The organism is Natrinema sp. CBA1119 (assembly GCF_002572525.1).
Taxonomy (GTDB): Archaea; Halobacteriota; Halobacteria; order Halobacteriales; family Natrialbaceae; genus Natrinema.
The window spans coordinates 117,640-137,808 of the sequence record NZ_PDBS01000002.1 but is presented as its reverse complement, the minus strand read 5'-3'; the positions used below and the strand labels follow the sequence as shown (position 1 = coordinate 137,808).

Below are 20,169 nucleotides of genomic sequence, written 5' to 3'. Positions count from 1 at the left end.
TTACTAGTTGTCGGTCGCAAACGCGGCCCCCTTATTGAGGAACGCGTCACCTTCGGCTGTTAGTTCGTAGGCGGTACCTCGTTGACCAACACGGCGCCGATCGACCAGCCCGAGTTCGTACATCCGGCTGGTAAGCCCAGATCGAATGGTCTTGGCCTGGGAGTTCGACCAGTTCGGGTTCAGATACGCCACGCGCTCCGTCAACGAAGTAGGACGATCATCGCCCTCTTCGATGGCTTGAGCAACCTTCTCCATCGCTTCGTGCTCTTCGGGCCGAACGTCCCGGACGTGCGAGACGTAGAAACGCCGTTCCGCACGCGAGAGTGAATTACTTGCATCGAACCCTCCGTCGAGCAGTGGATTTTCCAGTGAGGCGAATTCACGGCCGGCTTCAGTAAGCCCGATCGTTCCACCATCCTCTTGCTGCATATTGACGAGCAGCAGATGAGGAGGTGCCCCAGTTAGGTTGCCCCCGTGTTCTGCCCGTCCAACGAAATGCGTCTGGAACCGGTCCATCGATTTCTCGGCATCTTCTCCGGTAGGGAGCCCCGCCGCGAGTTTCTCTCCCCGTTTACGGCCTTGTCGTTCATCGTGAGATGCGACCTTTTTGCCGACAGTTCGAGCGATGTCCGCAGTGTGATTATCGAACTGGGGTAAATTGATCCACTGGGACGATTCCGCACGCTCATCTTTGATACGCTCGAGTTCGTTGGCCAGGCAACGTACGACTAGTTTTACCGGGAATAGACGGTTGTACTGTCCCCAAAGCGGCCCCTCGTCGAGTTGAGCCGTATTCGGTTGAGAGACCGTCTCGATCTCGTCGTACTGACGGCGTCCAATCGGGGTATCTGTTGGATTGGATTCTCGTTCTTCCTTCTGGGCGTCTACCTGTGGCTTTTGACCGGAGTCGTTATCGGAACTATCCTCAATGTTGTTCTCGACAGCTATCTCACGACTCTGGTCCTCTGCTACTGTAGCGATAGCTTCCTCAAGCGTTTGGGCCTCCTGTTGGCTGGCCTCTTCTGACTCAAGTTGGTTCTCGACGGCTGTTGTTACGAACTCGCGGGCATCGTCGTACTCGCCGCTCTCAACAGCGAGACGGATCTGCTCCACGAGCGAGTCGGGCACCTCGATGACGACTTTCACCTTGGATTCCCTCGTACCCATCACGTTATCATATGTCTACTAATAACTTTGGGTGAGTTTGTAGGGGTTTGTATGAGTTGGTGTATTTGGCCTTGTTCCCCTAGTTCTGGAATAATCCGCATGGATGAATTCGCAGGCTAGACCACCCCATTCAATACCATTACTGAGTTGGTGATTTTGTCCACCCTCGGGATGGGTTCGAGGGCGTTCAAGAAGGTCCTCGTGAGTACCATATGTCGGGACACAACCAAAAATCGCATTCGGAAGGTGAATCGTCGGAAAACACGGAACACACTTCAGAAACCGAGTACGTCGAGCGCAGCGACGTCGGTGTCTCGCTCACCGTGACGCTCACTCGCGGAACCGGCACCCGTGACCAAGACAAGATCGTCGCGAAGTCGAAGGGCAAGACCCTCGAGGACGCCCGCGAGGACATGGAAACACTTCGAGCATATATCCACGACCTCGCCGAGGACGCCCGCCAAATTCAACCCGAGGAAGAAGACGAGTAACTCGGCGCTGTTTTTTCGTCGCCTTAGCAGGAGCGGAGGCGACACTCAGTGAGTAACTCGTCAGAGCAATCCACGGTATCGAGCGGCCTATCACCAGAGCAGCGGCTTGAGCCACCAAATACGGGGCTTCTCAACGCCGGTATCGTGACGATCAACGATATGGAGACGTTGCGAGCCTGCGTCGCCTACGAGAACGCGAATCTGAAGCGAGTCCAGATCCTTCGGCGGCTCGAACACCGGGCCAACGAAATCCGCGCTGAGGAGGATTGAGACGATGCTCGTAGGGCAGTTTTTTGGAGCCTCCAATGGGTGGAGGCTCGATTCACATGAGCGATCGACCGGACATCGAGATTCAACAGCAGACTGCATTCGGCGAGGATGGCCAGCTCGAAGTCACCGAAGCGAGCGTCGAAACGTCCCTCGAGGACTTCGGTGCGGACGTAGATCACCGCGACCGCGATTCACGGCTCGATCGGCCAGCGGCAAGTGAGTTCGGCGTCGACGACCGGCCCGAAGTAGAACGGTCAGCCGAGGGCGACCAGTCGACCCTCTTCGCCGATACAGATAAGGATCTGCAGACGCTCGCCGGCGAGCAGGCTGCCGGACAATGTCTCTTCGAGGACGGTGAGGCTAACGACACCTGCTAACTCGTCTTCGACCGCACTGGTGACGAACTAGAGATGTTTCCCCGTCGCGGCTCAGGTCGTCGCTGGGTCACCAGTCGAATTCCTCGTGGATCTGCCGTCCCTCGTCGTTCAGAACAGGCCCGACGACGTCGCTGACGCCGTCGAGGATTTCTGCCGACCGAACCGACGGCTCGTCACCCGTGAACTCCGCGATCTCGTCGCTGCCGACGCTGTAGACGACGCGGTCGAATCCGGCCTTGGCCATTCCCCCGGCACACATCGGGCACGGCTCCGTGCTCGTGTACATCACCGTCTCGGAACGTTCGTCCGGGTCGAGTTCGCGACACGCGCGGTAGGCGAGATGCAGTTCGGGATGCCGGCGGATGTCGTTCTCCGTGACCTCACGGTTCGAGTCGGTCATGACGATCGTATCGCCGCGGACGAGCACGCTGCCGAACGGCTTGTCGCCGCGATCGGCGGCCTCACGAGCGAGGTCGAAGGTTTTGCGCAGATGTGAGTCATGGTCGAAGCCGTCGGCGTTCGTGTCAGTCACATCTGTATACTGGTCCGAGCCACCAGATAAGTCGTTGGGGTGACGCGTAACAGCGTGATTCGAGAGCCGTCGAGCAACGATCGTTTTGTGAGCCCCTGAGAGGGGCGCGGGCGCGAGCGAACGTGCCCCCTAGAGGTGACCACGATGGAAAATACAGACGAAACAGCAGCGCATCGGCTCACAATCACCGTCGACGGCGTCGACCTCCCCGTCGACGAGGACGTACGCCAGGTACTCCTCGAGAATCTCCGCACAGAGTTCCGAGATCTGCTCGTGAAGAACCACGGTGTCGAGGTGGACCAGGACGACGTCACCGTCGCGACGGGCTACCGATACGTGCAGGTCGCGGCGGAGTGTCCGCTCTGCGGCGAGCGACTCGACCTCCTGAGCGTCCATCTGGACAACGAGAACGGTGCATACGCGAGCGCGAGGTGTTCTGATGAGGACTGCGAGTGGAGCGGCGACGCCGTCTATCGCATCATCGATCTCGAAGGCGGCGAGAGCAACGCCATCGAGAGCAGCGTCCTGACCGGCGATATCACGCCGAGTTACGACCCGTACTGATGAATTCAATGGAAGACACGCCCACGTTCACGCGTATCGAACCGATCTGCCCTCGCGGCGACTGTGACTCGCAGCTTGGTATCGGGGAATCCGTCTATGCAGGCGAGCAGACCGATATCGCCTACGCCGATGTCTGGTGTTCAAACGAGGAGTGTTCATTTACAGCCTGTGCGCAGTTCGCACTCGTCGATCTCCTTCACGAAGAGGCAGACTCACAAGCGAGTCTCGTCCGGGCAGGTCAGATCGAACCACTCGAGGCACGATATCAACGGTGAGTTAACCAACATCAGGAGCGGCTAGGTGCTGTTGTTGGTTAAGATTGGCGTCCGCTGCTGGTTTTTTCTCGCCCCGAGAGCGGCCGCGGGGCGGTCACTCCCGCGTTTTCTGGGTGATTCAAGATGGCGCTTTCAGCACGTCCAACCAGCAGCATCGCCGGCGAGATTACGGACGCCCGGCAGGCCGACCAGATTGCGTTCCTCCACCGCGTTCCATTTGCGCTTGACGCATTCCGACTCGGCTTTCTCACGGGCTTTCGCGAGGACTGTACATACCAACAGCAACAGTACACAGACTTGGAGTCACCAGTCGGAATGCTGGATAATGATTTTCGTAATCCCGATCTGAATCGGTATGTCGAGCGCTTTTTCGAGTACAAACCGCAGGTCGTCGTGATCGGTGACGCCTACGACGTCGACGAGGTCGACGAGTACGTTGCCGCTGCGCGCGAGATTCAGGGGAGTTACCCGGACGCGGACCTCGTGATCGTCCCGAAGTGCCGTGCAGCAATCCAAGCTATCCCCGATGACATCGTCGTCGGGTACTCCCGCGGCTACGCTGATCGACTCGCGCACGAGTTCTCTGATCCTGCTGATTGGCGCGGGCGACGTGTCCACATTCTCGGCGGTAGTCCACCCAAGCAGCTCGACGTGATCGACCAGCTCACCCGCCCGACGCTGACGGGTGACCCACCCGCGGATATCGTCGGCGTTGATTGGAACGGTGTCCATCGTGGGGCGCAGTTCGGCGAGTTCTGGACGCCGGACGGCTGGGACGACAGCGGTCGCGACGCCGAGCACATGACAGTTCGGAAGACCGTTCGCCACGGTCTTGCCCGGATTCGTGAATTCTGGCAGGCACACGGTGTCTGGCCCGAGTCGACGCCCCAGGAGGACGGGCCCGAACTCACATATCGCGGCCCGTCACTCGGCGATCTCGGGAGTGCTGCGTGTACTGAGTCTGAGGAAAACGTCTGGACAACCGAGCGCGGTCCCTACATCGTCGAGTACGATACGGGCGAGATCTATGGCTACTGCAGCTATGATTGCTACTTCGCGCACCGGCACCGGAACAACCTTGAGGAGGTCGCCGGCGAGCAGAGCGTGTACCTCCCGCCCGCGTGACGCCACGAACGGTTTTTCGTGCCCCCGGAGTGGGCGAGGGCTCGATGGAGAGCCTTCATACACAGGTGACCTTCGTGAGTCAACAACAGAGTACGAACGACGTCTCGATTGATGAGATTCCAGTCGATATCGCGAATACGCAATCCGGTGAGGTTACCCCCGACGAGGTGCCCGAGGAAATCCGGTCGATTACTCGTGGGCTCGCCGGCGACCAGCCGCCGACGAATCCGCTCGTCGTCCTAAAAGCGGCTCGGTGGTGGTACATCCACGGGAAGGGCGGGACCGACCCTGCGTTCCGATGGGCTATCGAGTGGGCGCGACACCTCGCGACCGACACCCCAGCGACGTGGAACAGTTCGATGAGTTCCTCGAGTACCTCGTGGCGGTCGGCTTCGCTGACGAGAAAGCAGCCTTGCGGTGACCGCCGCCGCGAGTTTTTGTGCGCCCCCAAGGGGTGCGGCGCGTCCTGAACTGACGCAATCGCCGTGAATTCGATTCGGTGAACACTATGGCTACGACCAGTGACCCGTCGGTCTCATTCGAGAAGACCGACACCCGACATGACGAGATGCACAGTACCATCGAAGACTGGATCGACGAGCTCGTCGACCACGTTGATGATGCGCAGGCGAGCGAGGAGTTCCAGGAGTGGCTCGACGTCCAGAGTCGCTTCCACGACTATTCCCATCGAAACACGCTCCTCATCAATCTCCAGTGTCCCGAGGCGACGAAGGTCGCCGGCTACAACACCTGGCGGAATGAGTTTGACCGGCACGTCAAGGAAGGCGAGTCAGCCATCTGGATTTGGGCCCCGATCATTACCAAGCAGTGTCCCGAGTGCGAGAACTCGCCTAGCTACCATGAACAAAGCGACTGTGAGTACGACGAGACATCGCCCGACGAGTGGTCGAAAGGGCTTGTCGGCTTCAAGCCAACTGCTGTCTTCGACGTGTCTCAGACTGAGGGTGAGCCGCTCCCCGAGTTGGAGACTGAGGCGACTGGCGACGCCGACGACCTAGTACCCGCACTCGAGGATGCAGCCGCTGATATCGGTGTGACGGTCCGCATCGTCGACGCTGTCGACTGGGAGCATGGCGACGCCAAGGGCGTCTGCAAATACCGGAGTAAGCGTGATCTCCAACCAGTCGTCGAGGCGAAAGCCCGTACGAATCAGGCTGATCTCGCCGTGACACTCATCCACGAGTACGCTCACGCGCTCCTCCACGCAGACGTCACCGACGAGACCGAGCGGGCGAAACGCGAGGTTGAGGCCGAGGCAGTCGCCTACATCGTCGGGCGGTATTTCGAGCTAGATACGAGCAGGTCCGCGTTCTACCTGGCCGCGTGGCAGAACGACGACGCAGACGCAGTTCAAGAACGGCTTGGTCGAATCGGATCGACTGCTAAGGAACTCATCGAAACCGTCGATGGGTAACGAGTCTGTGTCTCTCCGGCAGACGAAGTAGCGGAGGTTTCTGCGGTAGTGCATTTCAGGAGTTGTTTTTCTCGCCGCGAATGGCGGCGGCGTGACTGCACTCGTCACGTCGGATAGACCCAGAATAATCCATGTCCGGACGAAACGAGACAAGCGAGACTGAAGCGATGGATCGAGACGAACGAGATGGATTCGCCGCCGATGGCGGCGTTGTCGCTGCCACCTCCACGACCGCGACTCCCCGTGGAGATATCCAACAGCCGTCGGTTGGCGATGAAGACCACCAGGAGGATAGCGATCCCCGTACCGAGCGTGCTCGAACTGAGGAGATGGACGTCTCATTGCTCAGGAAAGGTGGTGTGTACGAGGTGCAGTCGGCGTCGGGGAACACCTACGAGGTCGACGTCGCGAGCAAGACGTGTACGTGTCCAGACTTCACGAAGCGCCAGCCGAGCGGTGGCTGTAAACATCTGCGTCGGGTCGACATCGAGATTCGGAGAGGAAGCGTCCCACGGCCAGATGGTAGGCTTCCGGCGAGAGTAGGCGTGGCGGAACAACTCGCAGAAGCAGTTCACGATCTTGACCGAGAGATAGAAGAGCGGGAAGCGAAACGTCGAGAGCTCCAGACAGCAATGCAGGTTCTCGAAGAGTATTCGAACTAAGGAACGGAGAAACGCGGTTAACCAACGAAAGTGATTATACCCGAGGGATGTTGGTTAATCATCATTGGGAGTACAGAGTTGGGTCGGACGCACGTCTGACCCCAGCATTTCCACTAATACACTGATAAGATTCGGATGAAGAGTTACGGCCCGACACTCTCCCCCCATCGTTTCCAGTAAACCTAGAATTAGAGCGGAAGCGGTACCCGCTAAAGCTGATTTCACTAGATTCCTCCTCTAGTAAATTGTTGTGTTTTCGAGGCTACGGACCAATTAGAAGATAAGGATGATAAAACTTTCCACTTTTCCACTAGTTTAGTGTTATTTTCTGAATTGGTCGGATACCTCTACATCCTATTACTGGAAATAGTGGGGAGGGGGTGTTCCGATACTCTTCTTCATTATTGCTATCCGCTTTCCCCGATTCTATTCTGTTAGTCGTTTAGTGGAAACGGTGGGGTGTGTCTCTTCACGAGAACAGAATCTGGATCATTTCGCTCCTTCCCTTCAATGCCAAACCCAGTGATAGCCCTCCTTTATCGGAAACAGCGGGGCCTTGATCCGATACCGGGACGCGTCCCCCATGGTGGTTATACTGGAAATAGCGGAAACGATGGTCGTAACCATTATCATGCCACAATGAATCATTGAGGACATCATGGGTCCTCGGTTCCAACCCGACGATACGCTCTATAAACGACGCAACACGCTCAAGGTAGAGTACATCCCGGATGACATCGTTGGCCGGGATAACGAGATCGAAGAGTACGAAGCCGCCCTTCAGCCAATCATCAATGGGGAGTACCCCGACAATATTTTCATCTACGGGAAGACTGGTGTCGGGAAAACTGCCGTCACGAACTTCCTTCTCAATGAACTTCGGGACTCCGCGGAACACTTCGCTGTCGACACTGCCTTCGTTACCGTCAACTGTGACGGCCTCAGCACGAGTTACCAGGCCGCAATCAATCTCGTCAACAATCTCCGTGACCCCGAAAACCACATCGCCGAGACCGGGCATCCCCAGTCCAAAGTCTATCGTCTTCTTTGGGACGAACTCAACAAACTCTCCGGGACAGTCATCATCGTCCTCGACGAGATCGACCACATCTCTGACGATACGTTTCTCTATCAGATCACGCGTGCCGACAACAACGGATACATCGACAACATCCAGCTTGGTCTCATCGGCATTAGCAATGATTCGACATTCCGAGAGCAGCTCGATGCGAAGGTTCAGTCATCGCTCTGTGAAACCGAGATTTCGTTCCCGCCATATGGAACAGAAGAACTCCAGAAGGTGCTTGAACAGCGGGCCGAAATCGCGTTCCACCAAAACGCACTTGAGGAAGATGTAATTCCACTCTGTGCTGCACTCGGCCGACAGGATGGCGGTGATGCTCGACGGGCAATCACGCTTCTCCGGAAAGCTGGCGATCTCGCCCGAACAGAGAACGCATCCACAGTCACGACTGATCTCGTCGAACGCGCCCAAGAGAAACTTGAGGCCCAGCAAAGCATGGATATCATGCGTGATCTCACCGAACACGAACAACTTACACTGTACGCGCTCACAACGCTCGCCGCCGAGGACGAAACTCCGGCGCGGTCACGTGTCGTCTACCAGCGATACAAGGAACTCTGCGAGTTTCAGGCTCGGGATCCCCGTACAGCCCGTCGGATGCGGAGCTTCCTTTCCGACTTCGAGATGCTCAATCTCACACTCTCCCACAAGGAACATCGTGGCCAAGACGGCGGTACGTACCGCGAACACGAGATCAACCGCGACATCGCGACCGTTGTCGACGCTCTCCAGACTACAATTAGTGAATTCGGTGCTCACCGGAGTATTGTCGACTATCTTCCCGATTCCGGTGAAGAATTCGCCACGATGTAGGCCGAGGAATTCTCCGTTTTCCGCAGGATTTCCTATGAGTGTGCTCCGTTCTACTGGCTTAACCAACAGCACTATGGTAATTAACGTCGGTGTTGGTTAATACGGTCGTGTTCCATGTCCTACTCTCCACCGACCCCGCCGGAGGAACTCCCCGTCGACGTCGTCGAGGCGCTAGATGAGTATTCACCCGACCTACTCCGGCACATCGGACGTTACGCCGAGGAACTTGCCGAGTATCGGGAGCGCGAAGCACGCCTTGCTGAATACGAGGACGGGGAGGACCAGGTTGAGGAGCGACTTGAGGACCTCCCAGACGATGTCCCCTCTAAAGCCACGATCACAGTGAAGGAGATCAACGACAACCGCTACTATTACTGGCAGTGGCGTGAAGGAGATTCGATCAAATCGGAGTATAAAGGACCAGTCCAATCGAGCGAATAGGACTTCGATGTTGAAGTAGGCCAGGCATCGGAATATAACTCACTCGTCAATTCCGAGTTCAGCCCGGAGGTCCTCTTCATTCTCAAGCACTGTTCGAACGACCGCCGGATAGAAATCCCAGTGCTTCTCTAAATCATCGCTTTTCGATCGGGAGTACTCGAGGTCCATGAGTTTGAAGAGATCGTTGAGATCTCGCTTCAGTTCAGGCGGGATGTAGATATTCACATTGTCGTATTCGTCGACGAGACGCCCACGAGACGAATCCTCGCTACTCGTGGTAGCGTTGTCCTCAGTTGACTCGGACTCCCCTTCAGTATCTGCCGGTACATCTTCGCCAGTCTGCTCTGGTTCCGCTGACCCGTCTCTCTCTTCTATTTCTGGCGTACGGTCTCCTTCTACTGTTGGGGATGTTTCTGACGTTTCTAATGCTTCATCTGCTTCTGATCTCTCATCCCCTTCTTCGGTAGTGGATTGCTCGGCGACGCTTTCGCTCGCGTCTTCCTCGGTATCAACGTCTTCCTCGTCTTGGTCGTCCGTCTCGCCACCCACGCCGAACGCAGCTGCTCGCTCTTTTGTTCGCTCCATTTCGTCTTCGAGGTCGCTCATGCTTCGATCTCTCGTGATCGGATTTCATCGGTGGATTTCTGACGCATCGCCTCGACGTCGCCGTTGAAATCAGGCGGTGACGTTTGATCTAACACGCGCTTGACCACCGTATCGAACTGTGGGAACTGGTCGTTTTGGAGTGATTCGTCGTGGACATAGATGGAGCCAGCTTCCCATTTTGCGCGATCGAACGCGGCGCGGTCGTCGATTTTCACTCCTTTCTCACCGAAGGTATCGTCGAACCAGTCCAGTACCTCGCGCATTTGCTTCGTTTCCTTTGTCGAGGTGTACGTCATCGTGAAGGCGAGATACTCGATGTCGAGATCGTGCATCATCCCGAGGGTGTCGTACATGTCGAACAGGAGGTTCGTCGAGTGAACCATCTCCGACCGTGGCACCATCGGGACGACCACGTTTTCACCGGCAGTGACGGCATTCTTTGCAAAGGCGGAGAAATCGGGTGGACAGTCACATACTACGTAGTGATAGTCAGTTTCCAGTCGCGTGAGTATCTTCCCGAGTCGCTTTTCTCCAGCGTCAGCAGAATCTAGTGGGGTCTTGTTACCTGTATATGTCGAGTTCGCGGGGATCACATCGAACTCGTCGTGTTCGATTACGAGATCGGTGATCTGGTCCCACTTGTTAACGTCAAGCAGCACTTCGTCGAGTGAGAGCTTGTCGAGATCATCAAACAGCTCACGATGTCCGAGGTTTGCAGTAAGCGTTCCCTGGGGGTCCATATCGACCAGGAGAACCTCAAAACCTCTGGCAGCGAGACCGCCTGCGAGATTCATCGCTGTAAACGTCTTTCCGGTCCCTCCTTTCTGAAACGACACCGCGATCACCTCTGGGATTGAATACGCCATTACTAACGCCTCGAACAGTACTGCTGTTTCTAACGTTAAAAATCCACGTCAGACGATTGGCAGCGTTTCTAACGTTAGAAATGAGGCTCCGTCGCATGATACTGCCCATATACTGCAATTCTAGCACTGACAAGCAAATCCTTTCTGGTGTTTCTAATGGTACTTATAGAAATAATAATTCTAATATTAGAAACACAGTACACGCTTACTCAATTTCATCTATCACTTGCATCTCCACCATTAGAAATATTTTCTATGCTGGGGATGTTAGTAACAGTGGAGATATAATCCACGTTCCTAATATTAGAAATGGTGGCAACGTTGCTGATCTGGGGAGCGGAGATCTCCTTCAATATCGCTCTTGTGTAGAGCTACGGAAAGGCCCTGTTGTTACACTGAGCCGGTGCTAATTTGGGAGTATGTCGTCTGCTCAGCCGGCGTTCGGCGCGATGTTTCAAGAGCTGATCGAGCTGGGCGTCGTCGAGATCGACACGGAGCCGCTCGATGCCCGCATCGAGCGGCGACTCAAGGACTTCTGGGAGAACACGTCCTGTCCTCGCTGCGGGCACAACGCCGTTCAAACGTGGCCGCATCTCGACCGCGTGTGGTGCCGAGACTGCAACTTCAAGCCGGTTTGCACCTACGGAACACCCTTTCACGAGAAGCACCTCACCTGTGGCGAGGTACTTCTCACGTTCACGCTCTACGCCGATACGTTGTTCAGTATCAACCAGATCGCGCCGTTGCTCGGTCGAGCCTACAAAACCGTTCACACGGCGATTCGGGAGGTGGAAGTCGCGATCCATCGCGGCTTCCCCGTCGTCTGGAGCCTCCTCAACCAGACCATCGATGGCCCGACGCAAGTCGACGAATCTGGCAAAGTCTGTTCGGGCTACAAAGGGCAAGAGCCGCCGCGGAACAGTCGTTCTCGCGGCGGCTCGTCCCAGAGAGGACGCTCACGCTGGCGAGGGCGTCACGGTGATCAACTGACGCTCGTCGCGGCATGCCGCGACTCGCTTCGCGTGATCCGCGGCCAACTCGGCATCGACTACAGCGGCGATCTTGAGCCAGTGATACAGGAGGCTGAAGACCTCTTCCAGTCGCTGGGAGAGGTCTGGACCGACGGCCTCCAAGCCTACCGAGAGATGGAGCGTGACCATCGAACGGTCGTGCACAAGGAAAGATACGTCTCGCCCGACGGTGTCCACATTAACCAGGCTGAGTGCCTGTTTTCGCTTGTCCAGCCGTGGCTGCGGAAGTTTCGCGGCCTGTCCAAGCAGGGCTTGGAACAGGCCGCTCACACCTTCGGCATCGTTCGGCCACTCTCTCTGGCTGTCGAATCCGTCGAGTCAACCATTGATTGTCTCGTTATCGGGGCCTTCCGCAATTCTACATAAGAGCGTTCAATATTAACCAACATCAACGCCGATCGTGCTGGATGTGTTGGTTAATCTGACGTACTCGATTGCGATGTTACATCGGAAACATCATCGAAGAGCGGATTAGAGGCTTGGTGTGGCTATTTGTGTATCGAAAACGCCCACCAGGAGGAGGGAGATACTCGAAGCCCTGTCGGAGAACGGACGAGCGGTTACGTGTACTGTTCAGCGAGGTCGCCTTCCTCGGCGATTAAATCGATCATGGGGTCGATGAGTTTCTGGCCGAGGATCGAGAGTGTATAGACTGACCGCTCTTGCCCGTCGACTCGTTGCTTCGACTGCGTGATGAGCCCCGCGGACTGGAGCGTATCGAGGTGGTGATTGAGCGCGTTGCCAGCCTTGTCAGTCGCGTTGCTCAGCTCTTTGTACGTCGTGTCGCCGTCTTCGTAGAGGAGGTAGCAAATCACGAAACGGGTCGAATTGGCGATCGCGTCGAGCTGTTCGAGGTAATCCTCGAACGTGGCGATGCGCGGGCCCGTAAAGAAGTCGTCCCGAAGCCGGGCCTCGCCGGCGGACGACGCCGTCCGCTCGTCGGTTTCGTTCTCGTCCCGGTCGTGTCGGCGTTCGTCTGCCATGCTAAGGTAACTCTGGTTACCTCACATAATCAATATTACTCCGCTGAACTGGCGAGAGACAGCGCGTCGGATTGCTCGATGACACTACTTTCCACCCGCAGGATAGGTAACCCGCCCGTTTGCCACCTCCGCGAATCGAGTCAATTCGTGCTCGTCAGCGTGGTCGACGTCATAGATATTGACGATGTCGCAGCCGCGGGCGAGGAGCCAGTCGGCGATGATCCGCCGATGACAGCGCCAATAGACGGCTTCGGCGCAGACAATCGCCGGCACGTCGGTCTCGGCGAGCGCGACCAGCTCGTCGAGCGCAGTTTGAAATTCGTCGGTGAGCGCGTAGTCGGCGTACGCCTGGAACGAGTCGTTGTCCCACTCGTCGTTCGGTGAGTCCGCCTCGGGGCTCGAACGCCGGCCCCCAAGCGCCTCGAAGTGGCGGTATCCGATCCCGTGCTCGTCGAGGGCCGTGGCCAGCGCGTCAGCACCGAACTGGGGGTTCCGCCGCGAGCCGGGAAACCGGCGGACGTCGACTACGATGGTGACGTCGTAGCTGTGGAGCACTGAGACGAACTCTTCGATCGAACGCGAGGAGTGTCCGAACGTGTACACGCGGGCCATGGGGACCGTAGGGGCTAGAGGTGGGTAGATGCCCTGGTGTTACCCCTCATTCGTTTCGAAGGCGGCAGCCAGTTGCTCGTGCATATACTCCCGGCGGAGCTTCCGGGCACATGTATCTGAATTGGCGTAGATTAAGGCAGTATGGGCTTTATTTTGACCAACTCATAACCGATTATATGATGCCTTTTGTCGGTTAATCTAGTGCTTCAGCTATGTATACATCCTCACTCAATAGACGGCGTCACTGACGGTCAAGAGACTCGATATTACGTGATCTCTGCAATCAGCTCAAAGCCATCTTTGAATGTGATTTGCCCGTCGAATCCATGAGCTTCGATTGCAGTGACGACGCCGTTCCCTGCATCGTCATCCGTCGTGAGAACACAGATAGACGCGGCCTTCCCGCTCTCTAAGAGGTGGGCTGCGACGCCACCAAGTGCGGTATCCGCTTTCTCGATGTTGTCCTCGGAGCGATTCGACTCACGTGCAATGAAGCCACGCACACCGTCCATAACGCTAGATACCGTCGGATTCGTGTAATCTAATTCATCAGCGACGGTCACCCATCCAGTATCAATCGCACTGTTAATCGGTGTCTGACCGGGCGTACTGCGGTCTGGCGCACCGCCAAGTTCCTCATACACCCGCTGTGGAATCACGAACGTAATCTCGTTCCGCTGGGCGAACCGTTCCAGCGCTGTATACTTGTTCCGCTGTTGGCGGCCACAGGCAATGAAAACGCCTGAATCAGCAATCCATACCGCGTTCTCAGGTATCGACTCGGTCGTCTCTTTCATGTATGAGAAAATTCCTACGCTTCCTCGTCGACCGGCTTGTCACGCGCATTCCGAATTTGGTCGAAATATGGATCGCACTCCCGCATATCGAGAATCACCTCGCGGAGTGCCTGGAGTACCGCAATCCCGAACGCAGGTTGAAGGTTGAGTTCGCGTGCTGCGAGGCGTTCGGTCATGCCGCCCTCAACATACGGAATCGCGTACGTGAGCGCTGCAGCGAGCTTGCCCATGCCATGTTTCTCGATCAGCAGGTCGAGATCCTGATCCTGGGGCGACCGGCCGATTGCCTCGACGAGCGTGGGCGTGATCGTGTACGTATCGCCATCGAGGTTCGCAGTGAGCGTGATCGGGATGCCCGTGTAGGTGTGGGTTTTCTGCGCTTCATCCCGCGTGAGTACCCCGAGATCGACGAGCGTTCCCGTATCCGCGTACGCGGTCGTGCGGGGTGTGTCGATGTCGGCGACGATTTTATCAATCGTCACTTCGCCTTCACGGAGAATATACGTGTAGAGGCGAGCGAGCCGTGGCTCTTCAAGTAGCTGTGCCACTGACATTAGGCCATTAATGGCGCGTTCGGGGTCCCCCGTCGCTTTCGACATACAATACATGATTCGTGTACTGAGTAATAACACTTGGGTTGTGACCGAAGTCGGAGGTGTCCAAGTATCACTCTTCGCTTGGTTCGAAGGCAGCAGCCAGCTGGTCGCGCATATACTTCCGGCGGAGCGTCCGGGCGCGTGTATCCGAGAGATAGTTCTGTAGGACGATGTCGGCGCTCGCGCTTCCCTGTTCGGCAGCGATTTCATCGAGACTGCCGAGGACGACGTCGAGCGACGCAGAGTACACGTCGTACCAGTACCGCCGTCCCATCTTCGGCGCCGGTGTCACTCCGTCGATCTCGTCGGGAAGGCCCGCCCGGTCAGCGAGCTGTGTAAATCGATTCCAGACCGTCCATCGTGAGATAGAATCGCCCGAGGCATGGGGTGACGGAAACAGGTAGCCGTCCCAATCGTCGTGATCGGCGAACGTCGCGAGTCGGTCCTCGAGGACATCCCGACCGTAGAGCAGCGACACCTGTCCGGGACCGTTCTTTCGCTCCTCGAACGCAATATACGGGACTTCGTCGGTGGAAACGTCGAGGACGAACTGGCGCGTGTGGAGGCGGGCGACCTCGTTCGGACGAAGGCCCCACGCACACAGTGCGAGGACCAGGAGGCGGTCTTCCGGTCCGTCAGCCGCCTGGTAGAGTGAACTGACGTGCTCGGTGGCGAGACATGGCGTATCGGCATCGTCATCGGTGTCGTTCGACCAGTCGAATTCTTCCTCGAGGCCGTCAGCCGGGTTGACGGCGGCCCATTTGCGCCGGACGAGATGGGCGTACCAGTTCGAAACGGCAAGATGAATGCGGCGTTTGGTTTGCCCGCCATTGAGATCCTCGTGCAGGCGGTCGAACGCTGCCCAGCACGCATCAACGGTCTCATAAGCGGGAACATCGCTATCGCGAGCGACGGCTGTCACGAGGTCGTCCGTGTCGTTCTCATCGCAGTAGGCGGCGGCGTAGCGGTTCAATCGGTAGCGGAGCGTGTCGATCGACGAGTCCGCGAGGCCCTTTCGCTCTCGACGGGAGGTAAGGAACGATTCGAGCGCCTCGATGGTTCGGTCGTGGTCGGTCGCCCAGTCGTAGCCCGTCGCTTCGGGTTCGAGCCCGAGGTCGGTCGACCAGAACTCCCCGAACGTCGTGTCGTGGTACTCCCGCAGCGCGTAGAGGAGCGGGCGGAAGTCGTGGTCGCGGAGCCAACTGTGCGTCGGCTTCTCCTGGTCGGGATCGAGCCCGTCAGCTTCCATTGCGGGGGCGATGACCGCCCAGTAGGCGTCGACGAGTTCCTCGCGGTCAAGCAGCGTCCAGGAGACGTCGTCGACCTCCTCCCAGTCGGCGTGTGACGCCGGCGTCGTCGCGTCACTCACAGGGGACACCCCACCGTTTCCAGTATTCGGTGCGCTGGGAAGCTGCGTAGAGGCCTCGCTGAGTGTGTTTCCGATTCTAAGTCCGGCATCTTCGGGCAGTAGCTAGTTTCTCCCAGTTATGATATAGGTTTTGGGTTCTTACTGACCGCTGGAGTCTGTGTGAATGCCGATGGAAGTCAGCAAATAACGCGATTCAAGAGTAAACCCTATTCTGCTATATCTAAATCTGGCGTGTAGTTGCGAATGCCGTCGAAAGCGTTCACGGGAAACAGATAGTCGCACCAAAAACGGATCACGACTGGGCAAAAATGCTGATCAAAGCAATCAGTTTACTGACCACCTAGGTCGGATATTCAAAACAAAGTCAGGCCGTGTTTAGACGCCGCTCAGTAGACGCCTCCACCGGGATTATGTAGAGTTGAGCGAGGAAGCGGCGAGTATGCCGTCTCAACTCGCCCGCTTCACCGACCGATGTGTCGATTTGTCCCAAAACGCTGTCATCGGCAAGCCAGCGCCGGCGATCAAGAAGAGTGACGGCGGCTATGCTGACTGGGTGATTATCTCGATCCACTGCCTCCGAGAGTATCTGAACCAGCCTTACCGCCGGTTGCTTGACATTCTGTACGAGATGCCCGGAATCGCCGCGAAACTCGGACTTTCTGTGGATCAGCTGCCGGATTTCACGACCGTCTATACGCGGAAACAAGATCCAAAACGCCGATACCTGGAATCCCTCAGTGCGTTCTTCTCCTGGGTGATGAAACGACCCAGATACGACATCACCGGAAACCCTGCCGGTGTGCTTCTGGAGGAGCTGTCGAAACAGATCAAAGACCAGCGGACTGTGCGACATGGGAGAACGCGAAAAAGATCATTCACGCTATCGATGATCCGCGGGACAAACTGGTCTCAACAATACTGGCGAAAACCGGGTGTCGAATCGATGAAGCCATCTCAATCAAGTACGATGACTTGCTCTTAGAGGACGGATTCATCCGGCTCCGTGTACGGAAAGGCGGGAAACAGACCGTAATACCGATCGATGAGGAACTCAAGCAAGCGATCGAACGCTACCAGTTCGTATCCTCTCGAGACGGTGAGTATCTCTTCCCATCGATCTATGGGAACAAACTGGGGAAGAAGTGGATGCGGCGAAGCATCCGCCGTGCAGCTGTCAAAGCAGATGTAATGGAGGAAGGTGAAACCCGGTTCCAGAAGAGGTTCACACCGCATACCTTCCGAACCGTGTTCACCTCACTGATGCGAAATCAGGGTATGAAGAATCACTTCCTGCAATATATTCGTGGAGATGCTGAACAAGAGACGATGGATCTCTACACCCGTGTCGACCGGGATGCAGCCCGTATAGAGTACTTGAAATACATCAAACCGCTAGATCTAATGACCATTTCCTGACTATCCTCTTCAATTTTCGAGCTTAGAGGTTCTGGGAGGACGGTAGATAGGAAAATATGTCTCTAACACGGCCGGTGGACGGGGTATCTCTACAGCTATGCGGTTTTTTAACAAGGTTTCTAAAAGGGCTTAAATCAAATATACAGACAGAAGTTTTGATGGCTCCGAATCTCTATTGACACTGTTCTCGTACTACAACCGTGCTACGTGGGTAGTCGACCCCACCATGCACATTTAGAGGTGAAAACTCATGACTATCATCGCCAGATTCGAGGTCATCCCAGTCCACGACGGAAGTCTGTCCGAAGACATCGCACAGGCTATCGACGCACTAGACGAGTTCGATATCTCATACAAAATGACCGCAACAGACACGGTCATCGAAGCCAACGACGTCGATGAGGTATTCGAAGCAATCCAAGCGGCACACAATGCAGTTGAGGCCGATCGAATTATCACATCCGTTGAAGTTGACGACCAAGGAAGTGATCAGCACGCCGAGGATCGCGTTAAATCTGTGGCCAGTGTGCTTGGCCGCGACCCAGAGAAGAACATGTAGCGTGGATCCGACAGCCCTGAGAGGCCTCGTTCAGTACGACGCTGCTTATTTCGACTTGCATAAGATGGCGTGATCGATTCGTGATTAGACAAGGTTACGTCTGCTCTGACGACACACCACTTCCAACCTGTAGCTCTCGATAAGTCATACAGTTCGGACAGCCGTGGACCTCGCCATCAATACCGAATACTCGGATAAAGTCCCGGGTGATAAACGCGTCACAGTCACTACAATGAGGCATATGTTATCCTTCCGCGTCGGCCCTTGTATAACGTGATGAGATTAACTGCCACAGTTATATTCGTGTCAAACTAGACAAAATACAACTCATGAGTTATCATCTTCCTCCACGGTATTTTGTTCCCGATAGATACGAGAGCAATACGACTTCAAAATACTTTTCCTGATCCTTGTTGCCGTGTCACACGCATGGTGGCAAGTTATATCGCTGAAATTACGGTTAAACATCCAGACCTTACATTAACTTCGACACTTGATGCCGTACCAGACCTCCATATCGAAATCGAATCTCAGCCAGCAACATTCTCTGATTCGCCAGTGTTATTCTACTCAGTAAAGACACCCTCATATCAAACATTTGAATCAGAGCTTGACTCGGATTCTACAGTAACTGATTGGGAATCTATCTCCAAATTCAATGACCATCGTATCTATCGTGTACGTCTTAGTTCTGAGGTGAAAGTTATCACGCCGGAAATGGCTGAACGTGGTTTGCGTATTCTTGATGTTGTAAATGCTGATAGCGGATGGCGGCTTCGATTACATGCGGCAGATAGGAGCCAACTTGCGAACTTTCAGACGTATTGTGAACAAGAAGATGTGGAGTGTGAAATAAATAAAATATACGGTGACGATGATCAGAGTAAAACTGCAGGAACAGGTGTTCATATTCAACTAACTGACCGTCAGCACGAAGTCGGTCAAACTGCAACGGAGATGGGTTATTTTGACCCGGAGGGGGCCGACGCTGAAGAGGTTGCCGAGGAGCTTGGCATTACACCATCAACCCTGTCCTCGCACCTGAGAACAATTAAGGCAAAGATGTTCAAGCAACACTTTAATTCATGGTAAGTAGTTGGTAGAACTTCTTCTCTTTTTACCCCTATTTAATCGACCGCATAATGCTGCGGTAGATTTGAGAGTGACGATGCCGAAATATCACCTGTTAATGCCTCAAGCGACGTATCACCAAGAGCAGTCTACACCGAATCTGGGTACGAAAATCGTTGAAGAAATTGCTAATCGCGAAGGAACAAGTCCCACTCAACTATCGCCACCTCTGCATTCTGTAATTGATCCTGATGCATTGAATTCACTTTTTCAGTCGACGGCTTCGGCAAGTCTCGAACGTGAAGGGAGTATTTCTTTCACCTATTGCGGATACAACGTACATGTTGATAGCAATGCTAATATCACCACGGAATTGATTGATGGGACAGAGTGATACTGTCGTGAAACAAGGAGAATCTGTTTTCTAACCCAGTCTCCGGCTGACATCACTCAAATAGGCCTAAGTCCGTGAGCCTTGTCTCAACAGCCTTAGTTGCCTCGGTCACATCGTCAGTGGTCTTAGCCCCAGTGACGACGGCTTTCCCACTTCCAAAGAGCAGCACGACGACTGATGGCTCATCAAGACGGTACACCAGTCCAGGGAACTGTTCCGGTTCATACTCAATATTCTCGAGTCCAAGACCGATGGCGATCGCAGTCAGGTTGAGACGGTGACCGAAGTCGACGCTTGCAACAATATTCTGCACCTCGATTGGTGGTGACTCAGCGACATCAATTCCGAGATCACGTAATTCATCGAAGACTATGCTAAGTGATCCGCGTGCTGTCTCTTCGCTGTTTGCTCCTGTACAGACAATCTTTCCCGACCGAAAAATGAGGGCAGCAGCTTTCGGGTCCTGTGTCCGGTATACAAGTCCAGGAAAATTCTCAGGGTCATAGTCAGCTTCCCCAAGATCAAGCCCTAACTGTTCAAGATTCAGCTCTTGCTCGATACCCGTCGATGCAACAACGTTCTGAATTTCAATAGTCTCTACTGGTTCAGTCATGTTGTAAAGGTATCTCTAGC

Annotated in this window: 25 protein-coding genes and 2 pseudogenes; 16 read left to right on the top strand and 11 right to left on the bottom strand. The window is 55.5% G+C overall.

Annotated elements, in window-relative coordinates; translation table 11 throughout:
• Positions 1 to 3 precede the first annotated feature (3 nt).
• The gene (locus CP556_RS20835) at positions 4 to 1,146 is read right to left on the bottom strand and encodes a ribbon-helix-helix domain-containing protein (protein WP_141551731.1); all 1,143 of its coding nucleotides are present in this window, start codon (positions 1,144 to 1,146) and stop codon (positions 4 to 6) included.
• 233 nt (positions 1,147 to 1,379) lie between these two features.
• Between CP556_RS20835 and CP556_RS20830 the strand changes: the two genes are divergently transcribed.
• From CP556_RS20830 to CP556_RS20820, 3 genes are read left to right on the top strand one after another with little or no spacing between them, the layout of a single operon-like run.
• Complete coding sequence (locus CP556_RS20830; RefSeq protein ID WP_098727606.1) at positions 1,380 to 1,658, top strand: DUF7389 domain-containing protein; 279 nt, start codon at positions 1,380 to 1,382, stop codon at positions 1,656 to 1,658.
• A gap of 48 nt (positions 1,659 to 1,706) precedes the next feature.
• Positions 1,707 to 1,928: a DUF8129 domain-containing protein gene (locus CP556_RS20825; RefSeq protein WP_098727605.1), complete on the top strand. Its 222-nt coding sequence runs from the start codon at positions 1,707 to 1,709 to the stop codon at positions 1,926 to 1,928.
• Positions 1,929 to 1,984: 56 nt separating this feature from the next.
• Positions 1,985 to 2,305, top strand: coding sequence for a hypothetical protein (locus CP556_RS20820; protein WP_098727604.1), 321 nt, complete (start codon positions 1,985 to 1,987; stop codon positions 2,303 to 2,305).
• 67 nt (positions 2,306 to 2,372) lie between these two features.
• Here CP556_RS20820 and CP556_RS20815 read toward each other — a convergent pair whose 3' ends face one another.
• Positions 2,373 to 2,837, bottom strand: a complete 465-nt coding sequence (locus CP556_RS20815; RefSeq protein ID WP_098727603.1) for a nucleoside deaminase — start codon at positions 2,835 to 2,837, stop codon at positions 2,373 to 2,375.
• Between the two features lie 144 nt (positions 2,838 to 2,981).
• Here CP556_RS20815 and CP556_RS20810 point away from each other — a divergent pair, with 144 nt between their 5' ends.
• The 8 genes and pseudogenes from CP556_RS20810 to CP556_RS20775 all read left to right on the top strand — a co-directional run bounded on the left by CP556_RS20810 (position 2,982) and on the right by CP556_RS20775 (position 9,236).
• The gene (locus CP556_RS20810; RefSeq protein ID WP_098727602.1) at positions 2,982 to 3,401 is read left to right on the top strand and encodes a hypothetical protein; all 420 of its coding nucleotides are present in this window, start codon (positions 2,982 to 2,984) and stop codon (positions 3,399 to 3,401) included.
• Positions 3,401 to 3,676 carry a hypothetical protein gene (locus CP556_RS20805; RefSeq protein ID WP_098727601.1) on the top strand — a complete coding sequence of 92 codons (276 nt, stop codon included), beginning with the start codon at positions 3,401 to 3,403 and terminating at the stop codon, positions 3,674 to 3,676. Before CP556_RS20810 ends, CP556_RS20805 begins: the two co-directional genes overlap by 1 nt.
• Before the next feature lie 123 nt (positions 3,677 to 3,799).
• On the top strand, positions 3,800 to 4,801 hold the full coding sequence (locus CP556_RS20800; protein ID WP_098727600.1) for a DUF6610 family protein: 1,002 nt from the start codon (positions 3,800 to 3,802) through the stop codon (positions 4,799 to 4,801).
• A 74-nt stretch (positions 4,802 to 4,875) separates the two neighbouring features.
• Positions 4,876 to 5,222 (top strand): annotated as a pseudogene (locus tag CP556_RS20795) (DUF8013 domain-containing protein).
• Positions 5,223 to 5,309: 87 nt separating this feature from the next.
• Entirely contained in the window at positions 5,310 to 6,236 is a 927-nt protein-coding gene (locus CP556_RS20790) for an ArdC-like ssDNA-binding domain-containing protein (protein ID WP_098727599.1), read from the top strand.
• 167 nt (positions 6,237 to 6,403) lie between these two features.
• The gene (locus tag CP556_RS26935) at positions 6,404 to 6,898 is read left to right on the top strand and encodes a hypothetical protein (protein ID WP_176548274.1); all 495 of its coding nucleotides are present in this window, start codon (positions 6,404 to 6,406) and stop codon (positions 6,896 to 6,898) included.
• Between the two features lie 658 nt (positions 6,899 to 7,556).
• Positions 7,557 to 8,795 carry an orc1/cdc6 family replication initiation protein gene (locus CP556_RS20780; protein ID WP_098727597.1) on the top strand — a complete coding sequence of 413 codons (1,239 nt, stop codon included), beginning with the start codon at positions 7,557 to 7,559 and terminating at the stop codon, positions 8,793 to 8,795.
• A 114-nt stretch (positions 8,796 to 8,909) separates the two neighbouring features.
• Positions 8,910 to 9,236 (top strand): DUF6788 family protein, encoded by a 327-nt coding sequence (locus CP556_RS20775; protein ID WP_098727596.1) that lies wholly within the window; start codon positions 8,910 to 8,912, stop codon positions 9,234 to 9,236.
• A gap of 39 nt (positions 9,237 to 9,275) precedes the next feature.
• Here CP556_RS20775 and CP556_RS20770 read toward each other — a convergent pair whose 3' ends face one another.
• Entirely contained in the window at positions 9,276 to 9,842 is a 567-nt protein-coding gene (locus CP556_RS20770) for a DUF8160 family protein (RefSeq protein ID WP_098727595.1), read from the bottom strand.
• Positions 9,839 to 10,708: a ParA family protein gene (locus CP556_RS20765; protein ID WP_098727594.1), complete on the bottom strand. Its 870-nt coding sequence runs from the start codon at positions 10,706 to 10,708 to the stop codon at positions 9,839 to 9,841. The genes CP556_RS20770 and CP556_RS20765 overlap by 4 nt, the downstream gene beginning before the upstream one ends.
• Before the next feature lie 419 nt (positions 10,709 to 11,127).
• Between CP556_RS20765 and CP556_RS20760 the strand changes: the two genes are divergently transcribed.
• Complete coding sequence (locus CP556_RS20760) at positions 11,128 to 12,105, top strand: IS1595 family transposase (protein WP_098727593.1); 978 nt, start codon at positions 11,128 to 11,130, stop codon at positions 12,103 to 12,105.
• Between the two features lie 194 nt (positions 12,106 to 12,299).
• Here CP556_RS20760 and CP556_RS20755 read toward each other — a convergent pair whose 3' ends face one another.
• From CP556_RS20755 to CP556_RS20735, 5 genes are all read right to left on the bottom strand, one after another.
• The gene (locus CP556_RS20755; RefSeq protein ID WP_098727592.1) at positions 12,300 to 12,722 is read right to left on the bottom strand and encodes a winged helix-turn-helix domain-containing protein; all 423 of its coding nucleotides are present in this window, start codon (positions 12,720 to 12,722) and stop codon (positions 12,300 to 12,302) included.
• 84 nt (positions 12,723 to 12,806) lie between these two features.
• Entirely contained in the window at positions 12,807 to 13,334 is a 528-nt protein-coding gene (locus CP556_RS20750) for a DUF488 domain-containing protein (RefSeq protein WP_098727591.1), read from the bottom strand.
• A gap of 266 nt (positions 13,335 to 13,600) precedes the next feature.
• A complete protein-coding gene (locus tag CP556_RS26930; protein ID WP_098727590.1) occupies positions 13,601 to 14,131 on the bottom strand; it encodes a PIN domain-containing protein in 531 nt (176 codons plus the stop codon).
• A 14-nt stretch (positions 14,132 to 14,145) separates the two neighbouring features.
• Positions 14,146 to 14,730, bottom strand: a complete 585-nt coding sequence (locus CP556_RS20740) for a DUF7437 domain-containing protein (protein WP_176548273.1) — start codon at positions 14,728 to 14,730, stop codon at positions 14,146 to 14,148.
• Between the two features lie 67 nt (positions 14,731 to 14,797).
• Complete coding sequence (locus CP556_RS20735; RefSeq protein ID WP_098727588.1) at positions 14,798 to 16,096, bottom strand: tyrosine-type recombinase/integrase; 1,299 nt, start codon at positions 16,094 to 16,096, stop codon at positions 14,798 to 14,800.
• A 439-nt stretch (positions 16,097 to 16,535) separates the two neighbouring features.
• On the opposite strand from CP556_RS20735, the pseudogene CP556_RS26440 reads away from it, so the two are divergent.
• Positions 16,536 to 17,512 (top strand): annotated as a pseudogene (locus CP556_RS26440) (tyrosine-type recombinase/integrase).
• A gap of 250 nt (positions 17,513 to 17,762) precedes the next feature.
• The gene (locus CP556_RS20720; protein WP_098727586.1) at positions 17,763 to 18,071 is read left to right on the top strand and encodes a thiamine-binding protein; all 309 of its coding nucleotides are present in this window, start codon (positions 17,763 to 17,765) and stop codon (positions 18,069 to 18,071) included.
• Positions 18,072 to 18,165: 94 nt separating this feature from the next.
• Here the strand turns inward: CP556_RS20720 and CP556_RS27610 are convergent, their stop codons facing one another.
• The gene (locus tag CP556_RS27610) at positions 18,166 to 18,312 is read right to left on the bottom strand and encodes a DUF7563 family protein (RefSeq protein ID WP_486187784.1); all 147 of its coding nucleotides are present in this window, start codon (positions 18,310 to 18,312) and stop codon (positions 18,166 to 18,168) included.
• A 188-nt stretch (positions 18,313 to 18,500) separates the two neighbouring features.
• Between CP556_RS27610 and CP556_RS20715 the strand changes: the two genes are divergently transcribed.
• Both CP556_RS20715 and ddfA read left to right on the top strand, forming a co-directional pair.
• Positions 18,501 to 19,163, top strand: a complete 663-nt coding sequence (locus tag CP556_RS20715; RefSeq protein ID WP_098727585.1) for a helix-turn-helix domain-containing protein — start codon at positions 18,501 to 18,503, stop codon at positions 19,161 to 19,163.
• A 4-nt stretch (positions 19,164 to 19,167) separates the two neighbouring features.
• Entirely contained in the window at positions 19,168 to 19,536 is a 369-nt protein-coding gene (gene ddfA / locus CP556_RS20710) for a DdfA family disk-determining factor (RefSeq protein ID WP_255291538.1), read from the top strand.
• Between the two features lie 52 nt (positions 19,537 to 19,588).
• Here ddfA and CP556_RS20705 read toward each other — a convergent pair whose 3' ends face one another.
• Complete coding sequence (locus tag CP556_RS20705) at positions 19,589 to 20,149, bottom strand: TATA-box-binding protein (protein ID WP_098727584.1); 561 nt, start codon at positions 20,147 to 20,149, stop codon at positions 19,589 to 19,591.
• Positions 20,150 to 20,169: the final 20 nt, after the last annotated feature.

What these genes read in the sequence shown, in the direction of transcription:
- CP556_RS20830 (WP_098727606.1), top strand. Translation starts at nt 1,380, where the DNA reads ATGTCGGGACACAACCAAAAATCGCATTCGGAAGGTGAATCGTCGGAA.
- CP556_RS20820 (WP_098727604.1), top strand. Translation starts at nt 1,985, where the DNA reads ATGAGCGATCGACCGGACATCGAGATTCAACAGCAGACTGCATTCGGC.
- CP556_RS20810 (WP_098727602.1), top strand. Translation starts at nt 2,982, where the DNA reads ATGGAAAATACAGACGAAACAGCAGCGCATCGGCTCACAATCACCGTC.
- CP556_RS20805 (WP_098727601.1), top strand. Translation starts at nt 3,401, where the DNA reads ATGAATTCAATGGAAGACACGCCCACGTTCACGCGTATCGAACCGATC.
- CP556_RS20800 (WP_098727600.1), top strand. Translation starts at nt 3,800, where the DNA reads ATGGCGCTTTCAGCACGTCCAACCAGCAGCATCGCCGGCGAGATTACG.
- CP556_RS20790 (WP_098727599.1), top strand. Translation starts at nt 5,310, where the DNA reads ATGGCTACGACCAGTGACCCGTCGGTCTCATTCGAGAAGACCGACACC.
- CP556_RS26935 (WP_176548274.1), top strand. Translation starts at nt 6,404, where the DNA reads ATGGATCGAGACGAACGAGATGGATTCGCCGCCGATGGCGGCGTTGTC.
- CP556_RS20780 (WP_098727597.1), top strand. Translation starts at nt 7,557, where the DNA reads ATGGGTCCTCGGTTCCAACCCGACGATACGCTCTATAAACGACGCAAC.
- CP556_RS20775 (WP_098727596.1), top strand. Translation starts at nt 8,910, where the DNA reads ATGTCCTACTCTCCACCGACCCCGCCGGAGGAACTCCCCGTCGACGTC.
- CP556_RS20770 (WP_098727595.1), bottom strand. Translation starts at nt 9,842, where the DNA reads ATGAGCGACCTCGAAGACGAAATGGAGCGAACAAAAGAGCGAGCAGCT.
- CP556_RS20765 (WP_098727594.1), bottom strand. Translation starts at nt 10,708, where the DNA reads ATGGCGTATTCAATCCCAGAGGTGATCGCGGTGTCGTTTCAGAAAGGA.
- CP556_RS20760 (WP_098727593.1), top strand. Translation starts at nt 11,128, where the DNA reads ATGTCGTCTGCTCAGCCGGCGTTCGGCGCGATGTTTCAAGAGCTGATC.
- CP556_RS20755 (WP_098727592.1), bottom strand. Translation starts at nt 12,722, where the DNA reads ATGGCAGACGAACGCCGACACGACCGGGACGAGAACGAAACCGACGAG.
- CP556_RS20750 (WP_098727591.1), bottom strand. Translation starts at nt 13,334, where the DNA reads ATGGCCCGCGTGTACACGTTCGGACACTCCTCGCGTTCGATCGAAGAG.
- CP556_RS26930 (WP_098727590.1), bottom strand. Translation starts at nt 14,131, where the DNA reads ATGAAAGAGACGACCGAGTCGATACCTGAGAACGCGGTATGGATTGCT.
- CP556_RS20740 (WP_176548273.1), bottom strand. Translation starts at nt 14,730, where the DNA reads ATGTCGAAAGCGACGGGGGACCCCGAACGCGCCATTAATGGCCTAATG.
- CP556_RS20720 (WP_098727586.1), top strand. Translation starts at nt 17,763, where the DNA reads ATGACTATCATCGCCAGATTCGAGGTCATCCCAGTCCACGACGGAAGT.
- CP556_RS27610 (WP_486187784.1), bottom strand. Translation starts at nt 18,312, where the DNA reads ATGCCTCATTGTAGTGACTGTGACGCGTTTATCACCCGGGACTTTATC.
- CP556_RS20715 (WP_098727585.1), top strand. Translation starts at nt 18,501, where the DNA reads ATGGTGGCAAGTTATATCGCTGAAATTACGGTTAAACATCCAGACCTT.
- CP556_RS20705 (WP_098727584.1), bottom strand. Translation starts at nt 20,149, where the DNA reads ATGACTGAACCAGTAGAGACTATTGAAATTCAGAACGTTGTTGCATCG.